This is a genomic window from Variovorax boronicumulans (genome assembly GCF_040544675.1).
In the GTDB taxonomy this organism is placed as follows: domain Bacteria; phylum Pseudomonadota; class Gammaproteobacteria; order Burkholderiales; family Burkholderiaceae_C; genus Variovorax; species Variovorax boronicumulans_D.
Genome location: NZ_JBEPKK010000012.1, coordinates 160,043 through 183,454, shown reverse-complemented (window position 1 = coordinate 183,454; position 23,412 = coordinate 160,043). Strand labels below are relative to the sequence as shown.

The window sequence follows — 23,412 nt, the reverse complement described above, 5'->3', positions numbered from 1 at the left end:
TCTTGTCTGCTAGCTCCTGCACGAGCTAGTCGCCGCGTCAATCTCAGCTTGAGTCCAAACAGCCTCGGTTTCGATCACGGCGATCAACCGATCGCTAGTAAAACCTGATGGATACAGCGAAAGGGCGTCAGCCGCCCTACTTCCCGGAGATGCGCACTTGACCTCAGCGTCGGAGAATATGCCATTCGGGTCACCCAGCAAGCCTCGGTCATCGCGCAGTGCGATCAAAAGCTCCTCCAGCGACAACTTGAGAAATCCCGAGAATCTCTCGTGATCCCGTTCAATCGAGGTGTCAACGATCCAGCCATGAATCGGCGGCGCGCCTCCAGACAATTCCAGGCCAAGGCAGTTCGCCAACTCGCTCCCCTGCACACACGCCTCAAGCACGGCTGCCACTTTGCGCTGCAACTGCTGCCCCGCACGCCTCAGTGTCGTGGTGGCGTGAAGCCACGCGTCGCGCTGCGACTTGCGCACGAACGTGGACTTCACCTCGATTACGAAAGCGATGCCGTCTCTGGCGCAGATCAGGTCGACCTCGCCGGCGGTCCCATGCGTTTCCGTTGGCGGCTGCCAGTTCAACATCACCCTGAAACCGCGTGCCTCCAACGCCTTCCCAAGGCGCGCTTCGATGCGCTGCGTCTCTTCTCGCGCCTCACCCCTTCGCGCGCCAAGCCGGCGCAGGTTGTTGATCGCAGCGGTGCTGTTGTTTTGCATGCCGACGAGCCAAGGCAGCTGGACCAGGCATTGCCCGAACTTCAAGATCGGTCGCTCGAACAGTTCGGGGCGCAAGCCGGCCTGCGAGTTGCGGACCTGCGCTGCCAGCGAAATCCAGTCGCTCGTCCAGAAATCCAGAATGCGGGCCGCCATTCGAGGACTGCCTTGCGGCGTCTGGGGACTCACCGTCCACCCGGTGATGCGCGAGATCTTGGCTTCACGATCCGACCACGTGAGCGGCAGGCGGTTCTCCAAGGTCTGACCGAGGCCGCCGACGATGAGCTTTTCGAGCGCGGTCACCCAATCCGCCGAGTCCTGAAGGTGTTTGACGTACTCGCCGATGAAATCGCGAAGGAAGAATGCCGACATCAGCTCCAGCGAGAGCAGCGCCTGGAACAAGTCGACCGGATCGCCCGCATCCGTGGTCACGGTGTCTGCCACGCCGTAGACGTCCACCAGCTGTAGCCGGGTGCGCATCGCGCGGATGTAGGCCAACCGGTTCGCCTCGTGGTTCTCCGGTCGTCCGATCGTGCGCATCGCGATCTCCGAGCCGGCGAACTCGTCCAAGGCCCTGTAGAACCAATACTCGTGCAATCGCGCCAGCTTGCGGCTGTCCCGCAACCATGCGGCGCGTGCCACAGGGTCTAGCTCCTCGATCTCCAACGTTGTTCCGTTCCGGACAAACCGGATGCCGTCGTCATAGCTGAACGCATCGGCGGACCGGGAGACAAATTCGTTCAGTTCGATCTGCGCTTCCAGGAGCGCACCGAACGCGACTCGCATTTCATGCGCGACAACTGATTGGGCTTCCGAAGACGGCGACAGGAGCGGGGCGAGGTGCTCGCCCAGCGAGCGGCCGATATCTGCCTCGTGCAGTTTCAGTGTGCTCTCGGGCGCGGTGGCGAGCTTCCACAACAGGATGTCGTTGATAGCGTGCCAGGTGACCTCATCGGCGGAGGCCGCACCGTCCGACCGCGGCGACGGCGCGAGGCTGTGGGGCAGCATGTGTTCGAAGACATGCAGGCTGGCGTGGATCAGGAGATCGAATGGCGTCAGCGCCCTCAATGCGCTCATCGCGTGCTCCACCGCCGTGAGCCGTTCACGATGCGCCAACTCGAAGACATCAAGAACCTTGCAAAGCTCGGCAACCTCGGGATGGACTCCCGCGATCTGGTCCAAATCCGTCCGGCGGGGGGAATGCTGGCAAAGGACCAGTCCGGCGTGGCGCACCGCGTTGCACAAGACGCCAGGAGAATCTGTGGCAATGCGCGCCAGGAGATCCACAACGGCAACGCGCTCCTGCGCAAAGTACCGTGCCAATGCCAACACCATCAGGCCCGACCTCCAGGCCTCTGAGGGAAGTTCCCCCAGAAACTGACTCGACCAGAAATCAGCGTCGCGCTCTGCAGACGTGACCTTGTACTTGCCACGAAGCCTGGGCTTCCCATCCAGATATGCGCTGGCCGTTGCTTCTGCTGCGGCATACAAGGAAGCCCGCGCAGTCAACCGTTGTCGGAAGTATTGGTCGTAGAAGTTGGACACTGGGCCACGAAACGAAGTCGCTGGCTGTATCGACACACCAATGTGGTCGCCACCCAGCGCGAGAAATTGATTAATGGTCCGTGGCTTCTGGGCCCCGAAGCTGGATCTCCGCATCATGAATGTAGCGGGCCACCCCTGTCTCTTCATCACGGGCCCACTTCAGCGGTACTGAAATTCCATCGCTCGCACCGGTGCCGGTCGAGCCCCTCATCTCCACGCGCCATCCATGGGACATCATCTCCGCATCCTCTGTTTCCTCGCCGTTCTTAGGCCCGTCAGCAGTAGCTCTTTGCCAGTTGGACGGCGTCGCGCAGCTCTTGGACCGAAAGCTTCCCTTCCGTATCGAGCTCACCCGCCTCGAGCATAGTGATGACCTCGTCGGCCTTCTTGCCGGTCAGAAACTGTGCGGCGGAAAAGACCGTGATGCGATAGGCTTGCTGCAGCAGGCCGCCTTCGTCCTTGAGTATCCGCGTTCTTTCTTCGTCCATGGCGCGATGCACACGCAACACCGCGCCGGCGCAGTCGATGGTCTTCACACGCCGTTCCTCTAGTTTCATGGCTGCGGCCGTGGCATAGGGAAGATAGCCGAGCAGCGCATCGGCATGGCGTTCACCGAAGGCTGCGAACCGATCCGCAACCAGGCTGTCCCCTCCCAGTGACGACACCTTGATCACGCGATCGCGTGCCTTGCTGGCAATGGTCGCGGCTGCTTCAGCCTCCTGTCGGTCTTTCCAGGTAAGCAACGGAACCGCATGGGTGCCTCTGGCGGACCAACGACCCGTCACGTTCAGGAACCTGTAGTGCTGACCACCATGGCGTTGATCCTCGATCGCAGCCGAGCCGTGACCCGCATGCTCGATCACGAAGAAGGATTGATAAGGACGATTTGGGGTGCCCATCGCCCCATTGTGTCTTTGCTTGGGCCAAAAGTGCCTTTGGCTCGGGGCCTAGAACCCGCAACTGGCCACCATTCGAGCCTCTAACCTTCGTGGAAGTTGTATTGCAGAAATTTTCAGCCCTATATGACTGAAGTGAGTACGTAGGAGAATTCAACTCCTGCGCGAGGGTTTGCGCGCAGGCTTTGCCGGCTTGTTCAGGATCGCCTGGTTCTTCCTGCGCAGCAAACCGCCTTCAGATGTGGGCGCGTTCGTAGCAACGATCCCTTCGAAGGGCACATCTACCCGATTCGAAGCCCCCTCATGGGGCTTTTTTATGTCCGTCGCTCCATGAGCCGCTTGGCGCAGCCCAAGCGGCATGCCGCTTTCCCATCCAAGGGCAGCACCCCTCCAATCCTTCCTCGACATCCAGCTGCCTCAGCCCGTTTCAGCAACCACTCGCCCTGGAGCTCCCTTGGATCTCATCACCCCTGAGTTGCGCCTGCAGTTGCTGGCAAACGGCAAAGCCTCGCGCGACGCCCCTCACTTCGATCCATATCCCGCGGCCAAGTGGTTCGGCCCTTGTGGCGCCGCCACCTGGCTCATCACCGAGCTGGATCCCAATGACCAAGACACCGACTATGGGCTGGGTGATCTCGGAATGGGCAGCCCCGAGCTCGGCCACGTGTCGATTCGCGAACTGACGTCCATCCGATTGATGCGCGGCACCCTGGGCATCGAGCGTGACCTGTATTGGAAGGCGAACAAGCCTCTCAGTACGTACGCGCGCCTGGCGCGGCTCGCAGGCCGCATCGTCGACTGAATCTCTTTACTCCCCAAAAAGCCCGGCACGACCACGCGGTCGGCCGGGCTTTTTGTCGTCTGTTTGTTTAGTTCGTTCCCATCCACCTGTTTACAAAGGATCTTCCCCCTTGTCTTACCTTCAATGTCCTAAATGCGGCTCGGACCGCATCGAACAACGAGACGTCGCCCAGCGAACGGGCGGCACCTTGGGCGGTCTTGCCGGCGCCGCCGGCGGTATCGCTGGCGCGCTGCGCGGAGGGCGCGCCGGCTTCACCGTCGGCATGGCCGCGGGCCCGGTCGGCAGCGGCGTCGGCACCGTGATCGGGGTGATCCTCGGAGGCTTGGGCGGTGGCGCTCTTGGCACCGAGGTCGGCGCTATCTTCGGGCGCGTAGTCGACGACCGTGTCCTGAACAACTGCCGCTGCGTGGCCTGTGGTCACGCGTTCAGCGGTCGACGCGGTGCTTCTGAGGCTCCGTTCTCGCCAACGTCGCCGATGCACTCGACAGCGTCTGAATCGCCATCGGGCATGGGACCCGAGGCCAATGCCTTCGACGACGACCACGATCCCGATTTCGACTAGCTTGCTCCGCTGCGCCTGCGCGCATCGATACCGCTCTCCACTCCGGTATCGCTCGTTTCCCCAAGAGCTTTCAGCTCGCGTCCTCTCCCCCTCTCGCACGTCCGCGCCTCAGCGCTTTCCTGCCGCATAGCGCGCAGGACGCCTCGCAGCGCACGTCACTTCCACGAAAGCAATCTCATGGCACATCTCATCGAAACAATGGCCTACGCCGGCGACACGCCCTGGCACCTGCTGGGACACCAGTTACCTCCCAAGCAACCTATCGAAGTCTGGGCTAGGACCGCCGGCATGGACTGGACCATCCGAGAAACTCCGGTGCGCTACATGACCGAGGACCTCGACGCGCCCGAAGCCATCCAACCGCTGCAGACCCTGGAGACCTTCGCCGAGCAAAAGGTGCTCTACCGCAGCGACACCCGCGCGCCCCTGTCCGTCGTCAGCAGCCGCTACCAAGTGGTCCAGCCCAGGGCTGTACTTGAGTTCTACCGGGACCTCACCGAGATCGGTGGCTACGAGATGGAGACCGCTGGTGTGCTCAAGGCAGGGCGCAAATTCTGGGCACTGGCGCGCACCGGCAAGCAGGTCGTGCTCAAGGGCTCGGATGTCGTCGACGGCTACCTGCTGCTGGCCACCTCCTGCGATGGCACCCTGGCCACCACCGTGACTCCGACGACGGTCCGGGTCGTCTGCAACAACACACTGTCGATCGCGCTCGATGGAACAAGCAACGCCATCCGCGTGCCCCACAACACCCGCTTCGACGCCGACGCCATCAAGCGCCAGTTGGGGATTGCAGTGTCGCAATGGGACAACTTCATGCACCGCATGAAGGCCTTGTCGGAGCGCAAGGTCAAGAGCAAGGAGGCGGCCGACTACTTTCTCCAGGTGCTGTGCGGACCCCATGCCGGCGAAGCAGTTCGCGAAAAGCACGGCACTGAACAGCCGGGCCCGCCCCATGACCGTGCCCTGAAGAAAGTGCTGGCACTTTTCGAAGGTCAGGGCCGTGGCGCCGAGCTCGCCGCGGCCAAAGGAACGGCATGGGGACTGCTGAGTGCGATGACCGAATTCGTTGACCACGAGCGCCGAGCTCGCAGCCGCGAATACCGGCTCGACAGCGCCTGGTTTGGTCAGGGCGCTGCATTGAAGCAGCGAGCTCTTGATCGCGCACTTCAGCTCACGTCTTGAAGCCCTCCAGAAGGGCTTTTACACCCCCCCGTCCCCTGCAAAGAGGCCTCTCTCCTTCACAGGAGAGAGGCTTTTTGCCGTGTGGACATCAGAACCTCCCAAGGAGAAAAAAACATGGTGAATACACGCGCTGAGCGTCTGCGGACGCCGCGCCCGACAGGGCGATCGCAGCTTCAGTTGGTCCAGTCGCCGCAGACGCAAGGCCCGGCCTGTGATCGATGGCCCGACATGGGCGAGCCCGGGATCGGAAACCTCGACGCCGCGGCCGCCCTTGACCGAGATCCCTTCAAGTCCCAAGTCCGCTTGTGGATGGAGAAGACCGGTCGGCAGGACCTGTTGCACCCGACGCAGATTCAGGACGACGCCCTCGCGTACTGGAGTCGGTTGCTGGAACCGATCGTGGCGGCGCACTACACGCTCAGGACCGGGCGCAAGGTCCGGCGCGTCAACACAGCGCTGCAGCACCCGCGGCACCCGTGGATGCGCGCCACGGTCACCCGCGAAGTCGTGGCCTCATCCGATGTCCAACTCCTCGAATGCTCTTCCGTTGGCATGAACTTCGCCCACCTCTGGGCTCAGGGTGTCCCCGAGCACATGCGCCTGCGAGTGCTGCACCAGCTTGCGGTCACAGGAGCGAAGGCAGCCGATGTGATCGTGCTGCGGGGCGGGCAGCACCTGCAGATCTACCGAATCGAACGCAACGAAGCCGAGATCGCGCGGCTCATCCGGCAGGAGCAGGCGTTCTGGCGATGTGTCGCGCTCGACAAGGCGCCGCCTGCGCACGACTTCGACGGGCAGATGCTGTGATGCATGGGTGTCACGGTGAATCGGGCGTGGCTCGAGCGGCTCTCGCTCGTTCTTCTCAGTGTGCTCGCCAGAGCTTCCACCATGGGCGCCGCGCCGTTCTCATCCCGAGGGGGCGCATGTCCAGGGTGTCGTAACGCGCGAACGGTGCACCGGCACGTCGGCGCAGCTCCGTCTCGAGTTCGTGGGCGATGCCGCGCGCATGAAGGTCTCCCTCGAGGGCCTTCCTGCGCCACTCGACGGCCATTGCACTCAGCACCTCATCGGGGAGCTCTTGCTTCGTCGTCATGCGGGCATTGTGCCGCCTCGGCCGACATCTCTTGACAAGTGTCCTGACGCCGCCCCGAGGACATCCCGTGCGCGCGCTGCAGGCGCTTTCTTTTTCTCCTCTTTCTTTGTTTCTCATCTTCTTTCCAAACAGAGCCATGAACAACGATCCAACTCCTCACGGTCCAGTGGCTCACGAGCCCTCTGCGTTGCCGGCAGGCCTTCATCGCTACATCGCCCGAACGCTGCGAGTCAGTGCATGCCATTTGCCCTGGGAGATCGCGCGACAGATCCACGCTGAACATCAGACCGAGGAAGGCGACAAGGCCCCTCAGTCCAATCACGCCGGCTTGCGCATTCTCGAACTCGACGATTTCAGCTGGCGCCTCGATGTCACCGCCGACAACATTGCAGCAGCCCAGTCGCTGGCATGGCATGAACTGCGCCGATTGCTCCGACTCGCGCAGACCTACCAATGCGAGGCCCTGGAGCTGGCCGGCGACAACCCGGCGTTGCCAGGCGTCCTGGACTTCGTGGTCTTTGCGTGGCCCTGAATCGAAGTCCCGCCCATGCGAAGTCAACACCCCTTGAACCCAGACCCAGCCCGCCTTGCGCGGGTTTTTTTACGCCTGCTCCATGCGCAACAAAACCACTTTCCTCTGACCGATTCGTCCTTCGCCATCGTCCCGGGCCCGTCTTCTCACGGGCCTCGCGCGAGTGCTTCATCCATTCGTTCGTTCATTGCGGAGGCCTGACATGGGAAGCATCGTCTATCGCGCCACCAAGGACCAAGCCATTCACGATGAACTGGCCAGCGTCGGCGCATACGCCTCGGTCCTGGCGCACCGTGCGATCGGCAAGCGCCTGTGGTTCCTCGCCCAGACCCGTGTCGGTGAAAACGCCGGGCGCAAATGGATCGGGCTGACGCTCATCGATTGCAGGAATGGCGAGGTTGCGGTCAAGAGCATGGACGAGACCTGCGGGCCTTGTTACTACGACTGTCCGCTGTCCTTCCTCGCGCAAGCCGATGCGCCCACGGGGCCCCACGCGGGTCCCTGGCGCGAGATGGTTCGCGCGTTTCACGCGAGCCAGTCTGCAAAGCGTGTAGCGATCCGGCCGGGTGTGCGCATTTCGTACGACGCTCAGGTCTACGTGTTGCGGCGTTGCCTTGGCCGCCGAGGGTGGGACGTCGCGCGCGAAAGCGACGGCCAGGCCTTCCGCATGAAATCCCGACAACTCGGCAGCGCCACGCTGCTTCCACATCTGGAGTCACCCGCATGAAAATCCATTTCGAGCGGCACGAGACGGTGCCAGCCTACACACGCAACCTCGCCTCCCATCCAATGATTTTTTAAGGGAGAACAACACGCTCAAAGAACTGGCCCTGACGCCGCCCTTCATTGGGCACACCAATGCCCCCATCTACGCAGCGCTACAGATCGGATTGGCAGCCAAACTGAAGCGCAAGGCCGCTTCAGAGATAAACATGGCTGAAGCTGAGCCGAGAAAAATGCTCAATCGAGAAAGCTCACCGTGCCTCTGAGAGTTCGCTTGCGAACGTCACCAGCGTCTTTCGTTGCTTCGGATTCAGCCGTCCGAACCACAGGATCAGTCTGGCTAGGTCATCGTCCGGTGCGTAGAAATATGCGACGGGCACGTTGAGCTCATAAGCCAACCGCTGGGCAAAGGCCATGTTGGGCTCGTGAATCCCACTCTCGTAGCGTGAGATCCGCGCACTTGCGGTTCCTTCATCGAGCCCCGCCTGCACACCCAGTCGATCTTGAGGCAGGCCCGCAGCTTGCCTCGCCATGCGCAAGCGTGCTCCAAAGATAGAACGGGCTGGTTTGAAAGACGGCACCTTACGATATTCGTAACAAGACACGCTCTCGTCTCTACGTTTAACGTAGAATTTTTCAGCTTGGCCAAGCAGATCAACAGCCGAAGTCGACCTCCACCGTGGCTTTCACCCATACCCCGAAGAACGATCGGACGGCCTCTCATCGCCTCGCTCTTACTTATTTCGAAGAAAAAGACACATGCAACGAATCACCTCCGCCTTCGTGGCAATGTTCTGCATTGCCGGCTGCACAGACTCGGCCATCAATGCAGTCAAGAACGCGTCGCCGCGTTCGGGCGACTTCACCTATGAGCAAGCGCTGGACAATTCCAAGGGCTGCCAGAAAACGTCTTGGGCCCGTGAGGCCGATAGCAATGGACGGCCCGTCGTCCTCTATTCCTGCACCCTCGCCGCAACCGATGACAAGGTGACCGCACTCAAGCAGGAGTCCGAGACATCTCTCCTGGCCCTGAAAAATCGCCTGACTGGGTATCGCCTCGACATGGTTGAGCAGTTGAAGAAGAACCAGATCGCCTCGAACAAGTACATCGACGATTACAAGGCGTACCAGGCGGACATCCTCACCAACTTGCGCAGGCAGATCACAGACTTGCAGACCAACCCCATTTCAGGATCGGCGAGCCTCATTGCTGGGCTGGAAAGGCAGATCGCAGAGAAGACAGCCAAGGCGGACGAAGACCTCGCTGAATACATGCGCAAGCGCAGCTACCTGTCCGTGGACCGCTACAGCCAACTCATCGCGCAAATCGAAGGATGGAAGGCAAGGTATGAGGCTGCGGTCGATGAAACGATTGCGTCCGAACACGCCAAGATGGAAAACTTCTACAAGGACGACAGCAAGCGAAACCTGGAGCTTCGAATTCAGTTCCTGGTTCAGAACAAGGGGGCGGTTCAGCCTCTCAATGCTGACTGGTTCCAGAACGGCGTTGCGCTGAAGATCGGCGTCGATCCGATCGTCCTGGCTGCGGTGTTCCTCAATCCCAAACGCCTGGAGGAGGTTGCAGACATGCAAATCAAGAACCAACTAACCTACCGGGTGCCTGATGAGTACAGCCTCAATTTCCCGATCGTCTGTGGTCCAGACGTACCTGACGGCTGTGGACCCAGGAAGCTTTGACTTTTTCTGCTTCGCTTGAATGAAAGAAAAATCCCAGAGACCTTGAGGGTCTCTGGTCTTCTTTCTCTCTTTTCTTTTTGAAAGTGCAGAGAGGTGAACCTCTCTGAGAGCTTCAGTCAGAGTGAGGCTTTGAGCCTCACCGGAAGTGAAAAGAGAGAGGTGTGGAGACACCTCTCTCTTTCTAGTCAGAGGGAGTCATGCTGACTCCCTAGTATTAACAATATAAACCGGGGGTAGGGGCTCCCGCACTTTGTATGCTGGATGCCTGGCTACCTCCCGGCGCCTGACATAGCATGTACCTTGCAGTAAAAAAATACTGCGAAGCCAATTACACCCACCAATTGGTCTGATCCAGAACACGCGTGTAGACAGTGATTTCGTCGTCGGAAAATTCGGACAACAGAATGTCAATCGCCCTCTGATTTATGCGCCGAATCCGGTCGTCGCTCGCCTCATCAGCGTGGATGCCGCGAGCCCACATAGCTCTGCATTCGCCGAGCAGCATGTCCAACACCCCCTTGGCAACGATCACTTCAGCGTAGCACGGTTCAAGTGGTTCAAGTGGTTCAAGTGGCTCAACTGGTTCAACTGGTTCAAGTGGTTCAACTGGTTCAAGTGGTTCAAGTGGTTCAAGTGGTTCAACTGGTTCAAGTGGTTCAACCGAGCGCATCTGTCCCCTACCGATGCCGTCGTCAGTTTCCACCGGCATCCCAAAGAGGGCGAACTCATCGCGGTGCGGCACCGGAGTCGTGCCCGCGAAAGGCATGCTGGGCGTGGCCGGCTGGAACAATCCCCGGCCTGGCATCGATGCAGGACTAGGCATGAAGGTGGAAAAATTGGCCGACGCTGAATCGCCCCAACCTAGTCCGTCTCCATCGGCTGCGGTTGGCAACCGCCAAAGATAAGGGCTGAATTGCCCCTGGCCCGTAGCCTTCTCGGACTTGATGCGCAATTCCTTCTTTGCCCTCTTGAGGGCAGAAGAAGAGATTCCCGCATCTTTCGCTTGGGCCTCGATTTCCGGCACCGTCATGGGGCCAATCGCCAGCACGTCCTGCAAAAAAGCTACCGCGTCCCCCAATGCCCCCGAAAAATCAGTCGGCTCCGTGGCCAACGCCAGAATCTCCTTGGCCGAACCCTTGATGTGCTCTCCCCAGACGAGCGCCGTCGTCGCGATCGGATAGACGCTACTGCCGACCGAAGTTGGCTGGATACCGTATTCGTACCCGCCGTCATCGGCAGAAATGTTGGACTTCGCGCGCACGAGCACAGCACGCGAAATCGCGTTGCCTGCATCATCCAGTTGCAAGGCACATCTCGCGGTCATGAGTACGATGCGTGCGACAGCTGCGAACGCCAAGCTCCCGTTAACGCGGTCAATCGGCTCCTTCTTGGCTGATCCCTTGTTCACGTGCGTGATTCCCAGGATCGCCGCACCATGTGCTTCAGCCAACTCCAACAGCGGCGCCAACCCGCGCCGCACATCCGCGTTCTTGTTGGCATCGCCCGACACTGCCTGCACGATTGGATCAATGATGATCAGCCTGACCTTGCCAATGCGACCAAGGGCCGTGCTCAACTGCGGAATATCCGTTTCGAAGGAGAACGGGCGCGCTTTTCCCGTTGCCTCGTACGTACCGCGCAGGATGTGAACGCAGCTCATGTCCGCGCCAGATGCAAGGAGACGAGGCACAAGGGTGTCTTCAACGCCATCTTCCCCAGTCCAGAAGACGACATTTCCGGTCGGGGCCAACGTGTCATCGGGCCACCGGCCGCCCCGGGTAATGGTTGCGGCCACTGCGGCTGCAAGCGTGGTCTTTCCGGTGCCGGCCAAGCCGGCGAGGATATGGAACTTGTCGCAGGCCAAGTACCCTGGCCAGAGCCAGCCAATCCCCATAGCCTGAATAGTCGAAGCCGGCTGCATCCAGACTGACTTGACCCCACGCGTAGCGTGCAAGAGGTCTGCTGCCATGTTCTTATTGACCCATGCCATTGGAGCCCCCTGAGATCATGCGAGGCGAACGAGTGGCTACCCACACGTCCAGCGCGGTGCTGAGCCAGCCGACTGCGCGAGCGCCAAGGGCCACGGGGCGCGGAAACGTCTCATCAAAACTGCGAGACCGTGGATTGATCTTTTCGTAGACCGTCGTACGGCTGAGCCCGGTTCTCTTGCAAACCATGGCAATGCGCAGAATTTCTGCGTGTGTGGATCCCATCTTGTAGGGATCGGTCACCCGGGGGTTGATCACTTTTGTTCCTCCTTTGAAGTGAGGAACCGATCATTTCGCCAACCCTTTTTTAAGACCACCCGCGTACCGGCATCCGGGGAAAGTACTTCCAAAACAGCGCCCGGCTACCGGCATCCGGGGGCGTCAAATGCCGGCGAGGGTGTGCGAATCAAAAATACGACAGCGCGCCTTTCCTGATCAAGGCGCGTTTATTCCCCTCGTGGGGGGCGACGAAAGTCGGTGAATGCTGGCATCTTGGGCAACCAGTCGTCCGCTACCGTCTTGTCGAGCCGGTTTTCACTCATTCCTGCATTCTTGGCCATTTCTCTGATCTCATCTGTCAGCACAGCATCTGCTGCGCTCTTGGCCGATTGCCAGCCTTTGGGAGGGCGATGTTCCTCAAGGAGCTCCTCGATTCTTTTTTTGATTGGCGCGTAGTACTTCTGATTTCGCGCATCTCCACCGCTACGCGCTTTATCGGTCTCCAGCTTGAGAAGGGCATTCAGTGCCAAATCCTGCACATCGTTCTTCGACAGCGCGCTCGAAAACCAGTACATCGCCTCGGTCATAAATGACCACCCCTGCTCCTTGTAGCCCCTTCGATACCAATTGCGAGCCTGCAGCCAAAAGGCAAGCGAAACAACGAATGGCATGAAATCAAAGTTGGCTTCGACGCCTGCTTCGTATGCCCACTTCAGCTCACGAAGCGCATCCAGCCCGGTGATTGTTTCTCGCTGCTCCAGAGGCATCACCATCGTGTTCAGAAAGTGCTGAATCGTTTTATCTGGATGAGCAGTGATGTACTCACGCGCCAAGTTGGTAAATACATGCTCAGAGGTCGCTCCAAAGGTATAGGGCAATCCTTCAGCCCAGTCCACAAGCGGTTCTTCAGTGTTCATGGCCCCGTATTCTGCTGAATCTCGGCGATGGTCAGAACCGAAAGTAGCCAGGACAGAATCCCTCGTAGTTACGTGCGGCTTGGTCGCGACAGCTAAATGCCGAGTTGTGCCCCCACCACCTGGCTCGCTGCCCCCAAACATGCCCCCATATGCCCCCGGATTCAGGCATACTTTTCCGGACGACTTCGAACGGTCATCACGGGCAAGAGAGGGCTTCGTCGAGGAGGAAAAGAAAAAGCCCGGACGTCTGTGGACGCTACCGGGCTTTGATTTGGTGCCGCTTGTCGGAATCGAACTGACGACCTTCCGCTTACAAGGCGGGTGCTCTACCAATTGAGCTAAAGCGGCTGAATTTCTTCGGCGTGTGATTCTAGTGGCGTTGAACCGGCCAGGCGTTCACTTGACGCGCTTGAGTGACGGGCGTGAACCGCCTCCGGCCGGCGGCCGCGGCGGCTCGTCGACCGGGTCTTCGGTCGGCGTGCCGACATCGGCTGCGTCGCCCATGCTGCCGCCCTCTTCGCCCGTCACAAGGTGCACGACCTTGCCCGCATCGCCCTCGGTGCCGCGCGATGCATCGCGCAGGGGCATGCGGGCGGGGCCGGTGGCCGTGGGCGAGGCCGGTTCACCGCCTTCGGTGCTGGCCGGAGCCGGCGCCGGAAACGCCATGCCCTGGCCGTTTTCACGCGCGTAGATCGCGATCACGCGCCCCACAGGCACGCTGATTTCACGCGCGCTGCCCGCGAAGCGAGCCTTGAACTCGATGAAATCGTTGCCCAGCTTGAGCGAACTGGTCGCATCGAAGCTGATGTTGAGCACGATCTCGCCGTTCTTCACGTACTCGCGCGGCACCTGGACGGAATCGTCGACCTGCACAGCGACATAGGGCGTGAACCCGTTGTCCGTGCACCATTCGTACAGCGCACGGATGAGGTACGGGCGGGTGGAGGACGACTCGAGCGCGTTGATCATGAAAATTTTCTACCGTGCAACCATGCAATCGCGAACTTCGGACTTTTTCGCAGAACACCGCGGAACCGGCTTTGCCGGGCCGCAGGTGTTGCCCCCGGAAGGGGGTTGGCGAAGCGACACAAAGTGCGCGAAGCCTGGGGGCGAGCCCATTTATTTGCGCATGACCTTTTCGGAGGGCGTGAGCGCTTCGATATAAGCCGGGCGCGAGAAGATGCGCTCGGCGTACTTCAGCAGCGGTGCGGCATTCTTGCTCAGGTCGATGCCGTAGTAGTCCAGGCGCCAGAGCAGCGGCGCGATGGCCACGTCGAGCATCGAGAAGTTGTCGCCCAGCATGTACTTGTTCTTGAGGAACACGGGGGCCAGCTGCGTCAGGCGGTCGCGAATGTGCGAGCGCGCCTTTTCGATGGCCTTCTCGTTGCCCTTGGTGGTGCGGTTCTCCAGCGTGGAGACGTGCACGAACAGTTCCTTCTCGAAGTTGAGCAGGAACAGGCGCACGCGGGCGCGGTCGACCGGGTCGCCGGGCATCAGCTGCGGATGCGGGAAGCGCTCGTCGATGTACTCGTTGATGATGTTCGACTCGTACAGGATGAGGTCGCGCTCGACCAGGATCGGCACCTGGCCGTACGGGTTCATCACGCCGATGTCTTCGGGCTTGTTGTAGAGATCGACGTCGCGGATCTCGAAGTCCATGCCCTTTTCGAACAGGACGAAGCGGCAGCGGTGGGAAAACGGGCAGGTCGTTCCTGAATACAAGACCATCATGGCGGGAGACTCCTAAAAATCAAAAAGAGTGGGTCGCGCTGGCAACCCACTCTGTGGGACCGGATGCACGGGGCCTCCGGTCGGCGTGGACGGAATTACTTGACGTCTTTCCAGTACGAGGCGTTCAGTCGCCACACGAAAACCACCGACATGCCCAGGAAGAGCAAGACCCAGACGCCGATACGGATGCGCGTGTTCTGCGCCGGCTCGGCCATCCACTGCAGGTAGCTGACCAGGTCGCCGACGGCATTGTCGTATTGCACCGAGCTGAGGGTGCCGGGGGTGACCTGCTCCCACTTGCCGGTGAACACTTCGGTCTTGTGGCCGTGCTGCTCGACCTCGGTGTAGACCGGGCGGCGCTCGCCCTGCAGTTCCCACAGGGGGTTGGGCATGGCGACGGCCGGGAACGCGAGGTTGTTCCAGCCAGTGGCCTTGGTGTCGTCGCGGTAGAAGGTGCGAAGGAAGGTGTAGAGATAGTCGCTGCCCGTGCCGCCATGGCCGGCACGCGAACGCGCGACCAGCGTGAGGTCGGGCGGCGTGGTGCCGAACCATTCCTTGGCCTGGCGGGCGTCGATGTTGGCCTTCATGGTTTCGCCGACCTTGTCGGTCGTGAACAGAAGGTTGTCCTTGATCTGCTGCTCGGTGATGCCAATGTCCTGCAGGCGGTTGTAGCGCATGAAGGCCGCCGAGTGGCAGTTCAGGCAGTAGTTGACGAACAGCTTGGCGCCGTTTTGCAGGGCCGCGACGTCGGTCGTCTTGTTGGGCGCCTTGTCCCATGCCAGGCCGCCGGACTCGGCCGATGCGGTGGCGGAGAAGGTCAGGCCCAGTGCAAGGCCCATGACCGCGAGCCAGCCGGAAATTCTTTTCTTCATCGTGTTTCTCTCAAGCTCTTGCACTTGGGGTCTCAGTGGGCCGCGAAGACCACGCGGTCGGGCACGGGCTTGAACTGGCCCTTGCGGCTCCACCACGGCATCAGCAGGAAGAAGCCGAAGTAGAAAAGCGTGCCGATCTGCGAGATGGTCTGGGCGATGTCCAGAGCGAAGGAGCCGATGACCAGGTTGCCCCAGACGCCCGGCGCCTGGATGCCCAGGTAGCCCAGGATCAGGAACAGGAAGACGAACACGCCGTAGACATACTTGTGCCAGCTCGGGCGGTAGCGGATCGACTTGACTTCGCTGTGGTCCAGCCACGGCAGGAAGAACAGGATGATGACCGAGCCGCCCATGACGACCACGCCCCAGAACTTGGCGTCGAAGGCCTTGAGCAGGAAGATGGCCACGGCCGCCACGACAACGATCGCGATCTTGAGCGCGGTGCCCGACTTGCCCTTGACGAAGTTCAGGATGGCCGCGGCGCCGATGATGAGGGCGAACACGTTGACCATGTCGTCGGTGGTCGCACGCAGCATCGAATAGAACGGCGTGAAGTACCAGACCGGCGCGATGTGGTTGGGCGTCTTCAGCGAATCGGCCGGGATGAAGTTGTTGTACTCCAGGAAGTACCCACCGGCTTCGGGCGCGAAGAAGATCACGGCCGAGAAGATCGTGAGGAACACCACCACGCCGAAGATGTCGTGCACCGTGTAGTACGGGTGCGACGGAATGCCGTCGACCGGATGGCCGTCGGGGCCGCGGTTGGCCTTGATCTCGATGCCGTCGGGGTTGTTGGAACCCACTTCATGCAGCGCAATCAGGTGGGCCACCACCAGTCCGAGCAGCACCAGCGGCACGGCAATCACGTGGAAGCTGAAGAAGCGATTGAGCGTGGCGTCGCTCACCACGTAGTCGCCGCGGATCAGCAGGGCCAGGTCAGGGCCGATGAACGGAATGGCGGCGAACAGGTTCACGATCACCTGGGCGCCCCAGTAGCTCATCTGGCCCCAGGGCAGCAGGTAGCCCATGAAGGCTTCGGCCATGAGGCACAGGAAAATCGCGCAGCCGAACACCCAGATCAACTCGCGCGGCTTGCGGTAGCTGCCGTACATGAGGCCGCGGAACATGTGCAGATACACCACGATGAAGAACGCGGAGGCGCCCGTCGAGTGGATGTAGCGGATGAGCCAGCCCCAGGGCACGTCGCGCATGATGTACTCGACCGATGCGAACGCCTGGTTCGCGTCGGGCTTGTAGTGCATCACCAGGAAGATGCCGGTGACGATCTGGATGACCAGCACCAGCATCGCCAGCGAGCCGAAGATGTACCAGAAGTTGAAGTTCTTGGGCGCGTAGTACTTGCCCCACTGGTCGTTCCAGAGCTTGGTCAGCGGGAAGCGGTTGTCGACCCAGTTGAGCAGCTTCGCGCCGGCGGGCGCGTTGGGGGAAATTTCGTGGAATTCAGCCATGTCGTTCTTCTGCCTCAGGCCTTCGTGGAGTCTTCACCGATCAGGAGCTTGGTGTCCGACAGGTACATGTGCGGGGGCACAGGCAGGTTGTCGGGCGCGGGCTTGTTCTTGAAGACGCGGCCGGCCAGGTCGAACGTGGAGCCGTGGCAGGGGCAGAGGAAGCCGCCTTCCCAGTCGCTGGGCAGCGAGGGCTGCGGTCCGGCCTGCAGGCGATCCACCGGCGAGCAGCCCAGGTGGGTGCAGATTCCGACCACCACCAGCACGTCGGGCTTGATCGAGCGGTGCTCGTTCTGCGCGTACTTGGGCGTGAATTCGTCAGGGTGACGCTTGGAGAGCGGATCGGCGAGCTGGCCGTCCAGCTTGGGGAGTTCTGCGACCTGCTCGGGCGTACGCTTGAGGATCCAGACCGGCTTGCCGCGCCATTCGACGGTGATTTTTTCGCCGACCTTGAGGGCCGAGATGTCGACTTCGACAGCGGCACCGGCGGCCTTGGCCTTCTCGGAAGGCTGGAAAGTGCTCACAAAGGGAATTGCGGTGGCCACGCCGCCCGCTACGCCGGCACAGCTGGATGCGATCAACCACGTCCGCTTGCTTGTGTCGATCCGGGGCGAGCCGGAGATCATGTCACTCATGGGGATCCTCTTGTCTTCTTCGCTGGAGCAGGGGTCAACCCGCGATTGTAGCGGGCCGCAGAAGGGATATTCAATGGTCGCCATGCGCGTGGCCGGCGGCCAGGGGTGGGCGCGGCGCGCACCGGGGCGTGCCGGCCATACGGCAGCAAGCACGGCAAGGGCAGCAAGGCCCCGCCGCCCGGGCTTCAGTTCAGAAGCCCGTGCTGCGTCGCTTCGTGAACCGCCTGGGTCCTCGACTTGACCGCCAGCTTGCGATAGATGCTCTTGGCGTGGAACTCGATCGTGTTGATCGAGAGGTAGACCGCCTCGGCGATCTGCCGGTTGCTCCATCCCTGCGCGATGAGTCGCAGCACCTTGAGTTCGCGCGGCGACAGCGACACGGGCGCCGGCCGCGACAGAGGCGCGGGCTCGCTGGTGCGGATCGGCTCGATCGCGAGCATGCTCGATGTCCTGGCCGATGCGGCGATCAGGCCGAGGATGCGGCGCGCGACGCGCGAGTCCATCGGCGCGCCGCCGCGCTCGATCGAACGCAGCAGGAAAGAAAGCTCGGCGTCGTCCGCTTCGGTCAGCAGGTAGCCGACGGCACCGGCGGAGATGGCGGCATTCACCAGTTCGTGATCGTCCGACGCCGACATGGCGATGGTCTCGATGTGCTGGTAGGTCTGGCGGATGTGCGCGATCAGCGAGACGCCGTCGCTGCACGGCAGGCGCATGTCCACGAGCACGAGGTCGTAGGGCAGCGATGCCAGCAGGCTGCGGGCTTCCTCGCAGCTGGACGACACCACGACCCGGCGGCCGGGTGCGAGCTCACCCAGGATGCGACGCATCCGATCGGCCACTGCGGGATCGTCTTCGACGATCAGCGCACCGTGAAAGGTGCTGATGTATGACAGCTGCGACGCCGACCCCATGGACGCCGATCGCGAAGGGTGACTGGAAATATTGATGGCCACGCACACGCCCCTTGACTACCTGAAGTAGCTTCCAAATGTTGACTTTCGTTTCAGATACCGCAGGAACGATGCCCGCGTGAAGACGTGTCGTGCGAAGCCGGGGGCTGATGACGCTTAGTACTTTGATTTCATTGGGAAATCAGTTCAAAAAGCGCGCTGCGGCGCTTTCTTGAACCGCACATTCGGAGGCCGTTCTGGCGTCGTTGTTACGTGCGGGTTACTGCACGTGTTACGTAGCAACGGGCCACGCGGAACACGCCAAAAAGCAAGGTCGCGGCGCGACATCCCCTGTTCATGGGATGCCCGCAAAGCCGCATGAACAGTGGCTTTGCGCGCGATGCGCCGATTCGCGCGAGGCGTATCTCCCGAACGACATACGCACAGAACTACGGATACCGGTGATGTTCACCGAGGACATCGATTCCTAGCATCCGTTGCATTGGGTAACTCAATGAAACCCAACCCTACTTCCGCGCTGCGAGGGCTTATTCGGCTCGGAAAGTTGTCTCAACTCCCTCTAGGAAAACAGTCCAAATGACTACTGCCAAGCGCGCCAATTCTGTCCGCACCATCAGCGTTACACGCTACACCGGTGTAAGCCGCGTCCTCGCTTCCGTGTTGGTGGGTGCGGGCTTTGTCATGACGTTGCCGGTTGCGCATGCACAAGTCGCCATTGGCGGTGTTTCGGTTGTTGTCGATCCCCCGGGCCTCGGCATTCTGAACATCACGAGCAACAACAGCGGAGTACTGACCGCCGACGGTGGAATTTCCACGCCCAACCTTACAGCCACTGACCTGACGGCGACGACCGTCAACGCCAGCACGGTCAACGCAGACAACGTCACCGCTGCTGCAGGCACGATCACTGACTTGGCGACCACCAACGTCACCGCCGCCGCAGGCACGATCACCGACCTGGCAACCACCAACGTCACCGCTGCCGCAGGCACGATCACCGACCTGGCGACCACCAACGTCACCGCTGCTGCAGGCACGATCACCGATTTGGCAACCACGAACGTCACTGCTGCCGCAGGCACGATCACCGATCTGGCGACGACCAATGTCACCGCCGCTGCAGGCACGATCACCGACCTGGCAACCACCAACGTCACCGCCGCTGCAGGCACGATCACCGACCTGGCGACGACCAATGTCACCGCCGCTGCAGGCACGATCACCGACTTGGCGACGACCAACGTCACCGCCGCAGCAGGCACGATCACCGACCTGGCAACCACGAACCTGACAGCCGCCGCTGGCACGATCACAGATCTGGCAACCACGAACCTGACCGCTGCCGCTGGCACCATCACCGACCTGGCAACCACCAACCTGACCGCTGCCGCTGGCACGATCACCGACCTGGCAACCACAAACCTGACCGCCGCCGCTGGCACGATCACCGATCTGGCAACCACAAACCTGACCGCCGCCGCTGGCACGATCACCGATCTGGCAACCACGAACCTGACCGCCGCCGCTGGCACGATCACCGATCTGGCAACCACGAATCTGACAGCCGCTGCGGGCACGATCACCAACCTGGCAACCACCAGCCTGACAGCCGCCAACGGCACCATCAACAACCTGTCGGCAGCCAGCGCAACCATCAATGCGCTCACCGCCAACACGGTGGCCGCAACCACGGTGAATGCCAACACGGTCAACGCCAGCACGGTGAACGCCAGCACCGTGAACGCCACCACCGGCAACTTCCAGACGCTGACGGCAGCCAACGGCAACATCACGGTGCTGAACACGCAGACCGGCAACATCACCACGATCAACGCGGTGACCGGCAACGTCACCACCTTGAACGCAGGCACGGTGAACGTCACCGGCAACGTCACGGCTGGCGGCACCATCACGGCGGGCAACGGCATGGTCGCCAATGGGCGCATCCAGAACGTGGCGCCGGGCGTGCTGCCGACGGACGCAGCCAACATGTCGCAGTTGAACCAGGTTCGCAGCGAAGTGCAGGACATGCGCAAGACGGCCAGCACCGGTGCGGCCATCGCCCTGGCCGCAGCCTCGGTGCCGGCGCTCGAAGCGGGCAAGAACTTCGGCATCGGTGTGGGCGTGGGCTCCTACGACGGCCGCTCGGCGGTCGCCGCCGCGGCGAGCTTCCGCCTGAGCGAATCGGCCCAGATCAAGGTCAACTTCGGCAGTGGCAACAACGGCAAGGTCGGCGGCGGCATCGGCGCCTCCTGGTCCTGGTAATCCACATCGGAGCAGCCGCTGCGCCTTGCGCGCAACGGCCGCTCCGACAGGATGAAATCGAAGGCCGGCACCTATACTGGGTGGCCGGTCTTTTTCGTTGCAGCAAAGGGTCGTGGCCTGTGTTTTTCGGTGCCCCCGCGACCCGTCCATCACACGACCTCATGACCTCTTCTTCCATTGCGCCAGCGCCCGCCACTTCGGGGGACGACGCACCTCGCATGCTGGAGCAAGGCCTCGTGCTGCACCGCCAGGGCCAGTTTGCGCAGGCGCTGCAGGTGTACGAGAACCTGCTCTCCCGCTTTCCCCAACACGCCGACGCACTGCACCTGACGGGCGAGGCGCTCTACCGGCAAGGCCGCCCGAAGCTGGCGCTCAACTACGTGAACCGCGCGATCGCACTGTCGGCGCATCACTTCTATTTCAATACCCGTGCAACTATCTTCATGCACATGGGCCTTCTGGCCGAAGCCCAGCAAGACTTGAAGCGCGCGATCAAGGCATTGCCGAACTACCCCGCGGCCTACATCAACCTGTCGGCGGTCTACCGCCAGCAGAAGAAGTTCAGGCAGGCGCGAGAGGCCGCGGCCGACGCGACACGGCTCGCGCCCGACGCGCCCGCTGCATGGAACAACGCCGGCGCCATCGACATGGAGCAGGACCGCTTCGACGAAGCCGTCGCGCAGTTCGAACAGGCGCTCAAGCTGGACCCCGGCTACACCAGCGCGCACAAGAACATCGGCAAGATCCGCGCGCACCAGAAGGACTGGGCGGGCGCCCTGGCCTCACTCGAGAAGGCCGCGGCGGACCCGCGCGACTTCGAAGCCTCGTACCTGCTTGCCAGGGCGCTGCTGAACGCCGGCCGCACTGAAGAAGCCATCGCGCCGATGCAGCACGCCATGCGCAACTGGCCCGCCGAGGAGCGCCACAAGGCGCTGTCGGACCCCGAAGGCGTGGCGGCGCTCTACGGCGTGTGCGGCGCGCTGGAGGGCGTGTCGATGCGCTTCGGGGAATCGGCGGAGCTTTACAAGCTGGCGCTCGAAAGCCTGCCAGAGCACGAGTTGCTGCTCAACAACCTGGGCACGGTGAACTTCCGGCTGGGCCATTTCGACACCGCCATCGAGGTGCTCAAGAAGGCGCTCGCGGTGCATCCGAAACAGGTGCTCGCGCGATGCAACCTGGGCGTGACCTACGTGATGGCTGGCCAGTCCGAAGCGGCCATCGCGGAGTTCGAGCAGTGCCTGCGCGACGACCCGAACTTCATGCCCGCCATGGTCTGGATGCTGGGCGAAAAAGCCCACATTGCCGACTGGCTCGGCGTGCCCGAACTGCGCGAGAAGATCGCAGCCCATCTCGACACACCGGGCAACGACCAGACGGTGTCGTCGTTCATCCTGATGTCGAACTACGACGACGCGCGCAAGCTGATGACCTGGACGCAGCGCTCGGCCAGGCTGGCCGACAGGAATGCGGGCATCAAGCCTTTCGCCGACGCAGCCGCGCGCCGCACCTCGCCCCGCATCCGCGTGGGCTACTACTCGTTCGACTTCCGCAATCACCCGGTCGCGCACCTGACGGCCGAACTCTTTGCGCGGCACGACAGGAAGGACTTCGAGGTCTTCGCGTACTCCTACGGCCCGGACGACGGCCACCCGGCGCGCGCGCGCATCGCCGCATCGGTCGAGCACTTCGTCGACATGCAGGGCCAGTCGATCCAGCAGATGGCCGAGCGCATCCGCGAGGACGACGTCGATATCCTGGTCGACCTCTCGGGCGACACGCGCGGCGCCAAGCCGCAGGTCATGGCCTACCACGCGGCCCCGGCGCAGTTGATGTGGCTGGGCTACATGGGCACCAGCGGCACGCCGAACTACGACTACCTGGTGTCCGACAACTTCCTCTCGCCGCCGGGCACCGAAGACTGCTATTCAGAGAAGCTGCTGCGCCTGCCCGAGACCTTCCAGGTCATCGATTCGCAGCGCCCCACCAGCAGCATCCGGGCCACGCGCGCCGACCACGGTCTGCCCGACGACGCCTTCGTGCTGTGCAACTTCTCGCAGTCCTTCAAGATCCAGCCGGAGATGTTCGCGGCCTGGGTGCGCATCGTGCAGCGCATTCCAAATGCGGTGCTCTGGCTCGCGCAAGGCCCCAACGGTTTCGAGCCCAACCTGCGCGCGCACTGGCTGGCCGCGGGCCTGCCGCCCGAGCGCCTTATCGTCTCGCCGCGCATGCCCATCGACCAGCACCTGGCCCGCATCGGCCTGGGCGACCTGTTCATCGACACCTTCCCCTACAGCAGCGGCGCCACCGCGAACGACGTGCTGTGGGCCGGCGTGCCGCTGCTGGCGCTCGCGGGCACGACGATGGTCTCGCGCATGGCGGGCAGCCTGCTGGGTGCCATCGGCCTGCCCGAGCTGGTGGCCACCAGCCACGACGACTATGTCGAGAAGGCGGTGCACTACGCCACGCACCCCGGGGAACTGGCCGAGCTGCGCAGCCGGCTGGCCGCGGCAAAGGAGGCACGCCGCGGCTACTTCGACACGCCGCGCTTCGTGCGGCACCTGGAAGACGGCTTCCGGCAGATCGCCGCGCGCAACCGTGAAGGACTTGCGTCCGAGCACGTCAGCGTTGCGCTGCATCCGCTGGAGAACTGAGTGCTCGCGG

The 23,412-nt window shown here is 62.0% G+C and carries 22 protein-coding genes and 1 tRNA gene; 9 read left to right on the top strand and 14 right to left on the bottom strand.

From position 1 onward, the window contains the following. Window positions 1–9 precede the first annotated feature (9 nt). Window positions 10–2,256 carry a hypothetical protein gene (locus tag ABIC90_RS20700; RefSeq protein WP_354357368.1) on the bottom strand — a complete coding sequence of 749 codons (2,247 nt, stop codon included), beginning with the start codon at window positions 2,254–2,256 and terminating at the stop codon, window positions 10–12. Between the two features lie 275 nt (window positions 2,257–2,531). After that, window positions 2,532–3,155 carry a hypothetical protein gene (locus ABIC90_RS20695; protein WP_354357366.1) on the bottom strand — a complete coding sequence of 208 codons (624 nt, stop codon included), beginning with the start codon at window positions 3,153–3,155 and terminating at the stop codon, window positions 2,532–2,534. A gap of 451 nt (window positions 3,156–3,606) precedes the next feature. Between ABIC90_RS20695 and ABIC90_RS20690 the strand changes: the two genes are divergently transcribed. The 4 genes from ABIC90_RS20690 to ABIC90_RS20675 all read left to right on the top strand — a co-directional run bounded on the left by ABIC90_RS20690 (window position 3,607) and on the right by ABIC90_RS20675 (window position 6,508). Next, the gene (locus ABIC90_RS20690) at window positions 3,607–3,954 is read left to right on the top strand and encodes a DUF2958 domain-containing protein (protein ID WP_354357364.1); all 348 of its coding nucleotides are present in this window, start codon (window positions 3,607–3,609) and stop codon (window positions 3,952–3,954) included. A 109-nt stretch (window positions 3,955–4,063) separates the two neighbouring features. Next, window positions 4,064–4,516: a hypothetical protein gene (locus ABIC90_RS20685; RefSeq protein ID WP_354357362.1), complete on the top strand. Its 453-nt coding sequence runs from the start codon at window positions 4,064–4,066 to the stop codon at window positions 4,514–4,516. 177 nt (window positions 4,517–4,693) lie between these two features. Continuing rightward, window positions 4,694–5,701: a DUF932 domain-containing protein gene (locus tag ABIC90_RS20680; protein ID WP_354357360.1), complete on the top strand. Its 1,008-nt coding sequence runs from the start codon at window positions 4,694–4,696 to the stop codon at window positions 5,699–5,701. A 114-nt stretch (window positions 5,702–5,815) separates the two neighbouring features. Then, a complete protein-coding gene (locus ABIC90_RS20675; RefSeq protein WP_354357358.1) occupies window positions 5,816–6,508 on the top strand; it encodes a YqaJ viral recombinase family protein in 693 nt (230 codons plus the stop codon). Between the two features lie 55 nt (window positions 6,509–6,563). On the opposite strand, the gene ABIC90_RS20670 is transcribed toward ABIC90_RS20675, so the two are convergent. Next, the gene (locus ABIC90_RS20670) at window positions 6,564–6,794 is read right to left on the bottom strand and encodes a hypothetical protein (protein WP_354357356.1); all 231 of its coding nucleotides are present in this window, start codon (window positions 6,792–6,794) and stop codon (window positions 6,564–6,566) included. Window positions 6,795–6,861: 67 nt separating this feature from the next. On the opposite strand from ABIC90_RS20670, the gene ABIC90_RS20665 reads away from it, so the two are divergent. Further along, the gene (locus ABIC90_RS20665) at window positions 6,862–7,326 is read left to right on the top strand and encodes a hypothetical protein (RefSeq protein ID WP_354357354.1); all 465 of its coding nucleotides are present in this window, start codon (window positions 6,862–6,864) and stop codon (window positions 7,324–7,326) included. 202 nt (window positions 7,327–7,528) lie between these two features. Continuing rightward, window positions 7,529–8,053, top strand: a complete 525-nt coding sequence (locus ABIC90_RS20660) for a hypothetical protein (protein WP_354357352.1) — start codon at window positions 7,529–7,531, stop codon at window positions 8,051–8,053. Between the two features lie 247 nt (window positions 8,054–8,300). Here ABIC90_RS20660 and ABIC90_RS20655 read toward each other — a convergent pair whose 3' ends face one another. After that, complete coding sequence (locus ABIC90_RS20655; RefSeq protein WP_354357350.1) at window positions 8,301–8,630, bottom strand: helix-turn-helix domain-containing protein; 330 nt, start codon at window positions 8,628–8,630, stop codon at window positions 8,301–8,303. Window positions 8,631–8,808: 178 nt separating this feature from the next. On the opposite strand from ABIC90_RS20655, the gene ABIC90_RS20650 reads away from it, so the two are divergent. Further along, a complete protein-coding gene (locus ABIC90_RS20650) occupies window positions 8,809–9,747 on the top strand; it encodes a hypothetical protein (protein WP_354357348.1) in 939 nt (312 codons plus the stop codon). 328 nt (window positions 9,748–10,075) lie between these two features. Here the strand turns inward: ABIC90_RS20650 and ABIC90_RS20645 are convergent, their stop codons facing one another. The 10 genes from ABIC90_RS20645 to ABIC90_RS20600 all read right to left on the bottom strand — a co-directional run bounded on the left by ABIC90_RS20645 (window position 10,076) and on the right by ABIC90_RS20600 (window position 18,486). Continuing rightward, a complete protein-coding gene (locus ABIC90_RS20645) occupies window positions 10,076–11,737 on the bottom strand; it encodes an AAA family ATPase (RefSeq protein ID WP_354357346.1) in 1,662 nt (553 codons plus the stop codon). Then, window positions 11,721–11,960: a helix-turn-helix transcriptional regulator gene (locus tag ABIC90_RS20640; protein WP_354357398.1), complete on the bottom strand. Its 240-nt coding sequence runs from the start codon at window positions 11,958–11,960 to the stop codon at window positions 11,721–11,723. The genes ABIC90_RS20645 and ABIC90_RS20640 overlap by 17 nt, the downstream gene beginning before the upstream one ends. A 221-nt stretch (window positions 11,961–12,181) precedes the next feature. Next, window positions 12,182–12,871: a hypothetical protein gene (locus ABIC90_RS20635; RefSeq protein ID WP_354357344.1), complete on the bottom strand. Its 690-nt coding sequence runs from the start codon at window positions 12,869–12,871 to the stop codon at window positions 12,182–12,184. 272 nt (window positions 12,872–13,143) lie between these two features. Continuing rightward, window positions 13,144–13,219, bottom strand: a tRNA-Thr gene (locus ABIC90_RS20630). 48 nt (window positions 13,220–13,267) lie between these two features. Continuing rightward, the gene (locus ABIC90_RS20625) at window positions 13,268–13,840 is read right to left on the bottom strand and encodes a ClpXP protease specificity-enhancing factor (protein ID WP_354357342.1); all 573 of its coding nucleotides are present in this window, start codon (window positions 13,838–13,840) and stop codon (window positions 13,268–13,270) included. Window positions 13,841–13,990: 150 nt separating this feature from the next. Further along, the gene (locus ABIC90_RS20620; RefSeq protein WP_354357340.1) at window positions 13,991–14,602 is read right to left on the bottom strand and encodes a glutathione S-transferase N-terminal domain-containing protein; all 612 of its coding nucleotides are present in this window, start codon (window positions 14,600–14,602) and stop codon (window positions 13,991–13,993) included. A gap of 95 nt (window positions 14,603–14,697) precedes the next feature. Continuing rightward, window positions 14,698–15,474 carry a cytochrome c1 gene (locus ABIC90_RS20615; protein ID WP_354357338.1) on the bottom strand — a complete coding sequence of 259 codons (777 nt, stop codon included), beginning with the start codon at window positions 15,472–15,474 and terminating at the stop codon, window positions 14,698–14,700. Window positions 15,475–15,506: 32 nt separating this feature from the next. Further along, window positions 15,507–16,943 carry a cytochrome b gene (locus ABIC90_RS20610; RefSeq protein WP_354357336.1) on the bottom strand — a complete coding sequence of 479 codons (1,437 nt, stop codon included), beginning with the start codon at window positions 16,941–16,943 and terminating at the stop codon, window positions 15,507–15,509. Window positions 16,944–16,957: 14 nt separating this feature from the next. Then, complete coding sequence (gene petA, locus ABIC90_RS20605) at window positions 16,958–17,575, bottom strand: ubiquinol-cytochrome c reductase iron-sulfur subunit (protein WP_436318231.1); 618 nt, start codon at window positions 17,573–17,575, stop codon at window positions 16,958–16,960. A 185-nt stretch (window positions 17,576–17,760) separates the two neighbouring features. Continuing rightward, complete coding sequence (locus tag ABIC90_RS20600) at window positions 17,761–18,486, bottom strand: response regulator transcription factor (RefSeq protein ID WP_354357334.1); 726 nt, start codon at window positions 18,484–18,486, stop codon at window positions 17,761–17,763. Between the two features lie 576 nt (window positions 18,487–19,062). Between ABIC90_RS20600 and ABIC90_RS20595 the strand changes: the two genes are divergently transcribed. Together ABIC90_RS20595 and ABIC90_RS20590 are read left to right on the top strand one after the other, a co-directional pair. Beyond that, a complete protein-coding gene (locus ABIC90_RS20595; protein ID WP_354357332.1) occupies window positions 19,063–20,751 on the top strand; it encodes a YadA-like family protein in 1,689 nt (562 codons plus the stop codon). Window positions 20,752–20,912: 161 nt separating this feature from the next. Beyond that, a complete protein-coding gene (locus ABIC90_RS20590) occupies window positions 20,913–23,402 on the top strand; it encodes a tetratricopeptide repeat protein (RefSeq protein WP_354357330.1) in 2,490 nt (829 codons plus the stop codon). Window positions 23,403–23,412 lie beyond the last annotated feature (10 nt).

Excerpts from the sequence above, each read along its gene's own strand:
- ABIC90_RS20695 (WP_354357366.1), bottom strand. The coding sequence starts at position 3,155 with ATGGGCACCCCAAATCGTCCTTATCAATCCTTCTTCGTGATCGAGCAT.
- ABIC90_RS20680 (WP_354357360.1), top strand. The coding sequence starts at position 4,694 with ATGGCACATCTCATCGAAACAATGGCCTACGCCGGCGACACGCCCTGG.
- ABIC90_RS20675 (WP_354357358.1), top strand. The coding sequence starts at position 5,816 with ATGGTGAATACACGCGCTGAGCGTCTGCGGACGCCGCGCCCGACAGGG.
- ABIC90_RS20670 (WP_354357356.1), bottom strand. The coding sequence starts at position 6,794 with ATGACGACGAAGCAAGAGCTCCCCGATGAGGTGCTGAGTGCAATGGCC.
- ABIC90_RS20660 (WP_354357352.1), top strand. The coding sequence starts at position 7,529 with ATGGGAAGCATCGTCTATCGCGCCACCAAGGACCAAGCCATTCACGAT.
- ABIC90_RS20650 (WP_354357348.1), top strand. The coding sequence starts at position 8,809 with ATGCAACGAATCACCTCCGCCTTCGTGGCAATGTTCTGCATTGCCGGC.
- ABIC90_RS20645 (WP_354357346.1), bottom strand. The coding sequence starts at position 11,737 with ATGGCATGGGTCAATAAGAACATGGCAGCAGACCTCTTGCACGCTACG.
- ABIC90_RS20640 (WP_354357398.1), bottom strand. The coding sequence starts at position 11,960 with ATGGGATCCACACACGCAGAAATTCTGCGCATTGCCATGGTTTGCAAG.
- ABIC90_RS20635 (WP_354357344.1), bottom strand. The coding sequence starts at position 12,871 with ATGAACACTGAAGAACCGCTTGTGGACTGGGCTGAAGGATTGCCCTAT.
- ABIC90_RS20625 (WP_354357342.1), bottom strand. The coding sequence starts at position 13,840 with ATGATCAACGCGCTCGAGTCGTCCTCCACCCGCCCGTACCTCATCCGT.
- ABIC90_RS20620 (WP_354357340.1), bottom strand. The coding sequence starts at position 14,602 with ATGATGGTCTTGTATTCAGGAACGACCTGCCCGTTTTCCCACCGCTGC.
- ABIC90_RS20615 (WP_354357338.1), bottom strand. The coding sequence starts at position 15,474 with ATGAAGAAAAGAATTTCCGGCTGGCTCGCGGTCATGGGCCTTGCACTG.
- ABIC90_RS20610 (WP_354357336.1), bottom strand. The coding sequence starts at position 16,943 with ATGGCTGAATTCCACGAAATTTCCCCCAACGCGCCCGCCGGCGCGAAG.
- petA (WP_436318231.1), bottom strand. The coding sequence starts at position 17,575 with ATGAGTGACATGATCTCCGGCTCGCCCCGGATCGACACAAGCAAGCGG.
- ABIC90_RS20600 (WP_354357334.1), bottom strand. The coding sequence starts at position 18,486 with ATGGGGTCGGCGTCGCAGCTGTCATACATCAGCACCTTTCACGGTGCG.
- ABIC90_RS20595 (WP_354357332.1), top strand. The coding sequence starts at position 19,063 with ATGACTACTGCCAAGCGCGCCAATTCTGTCCGCACCATCAGCGTTACA.
- ABIC90_RS20590 (WP_354357330.1), top strand. The coding sequence starts at position 20,913 with ATGACCTCTTCTTCCATTGCGCCAGCGCCCGCCACTTCGGGGGACGAC.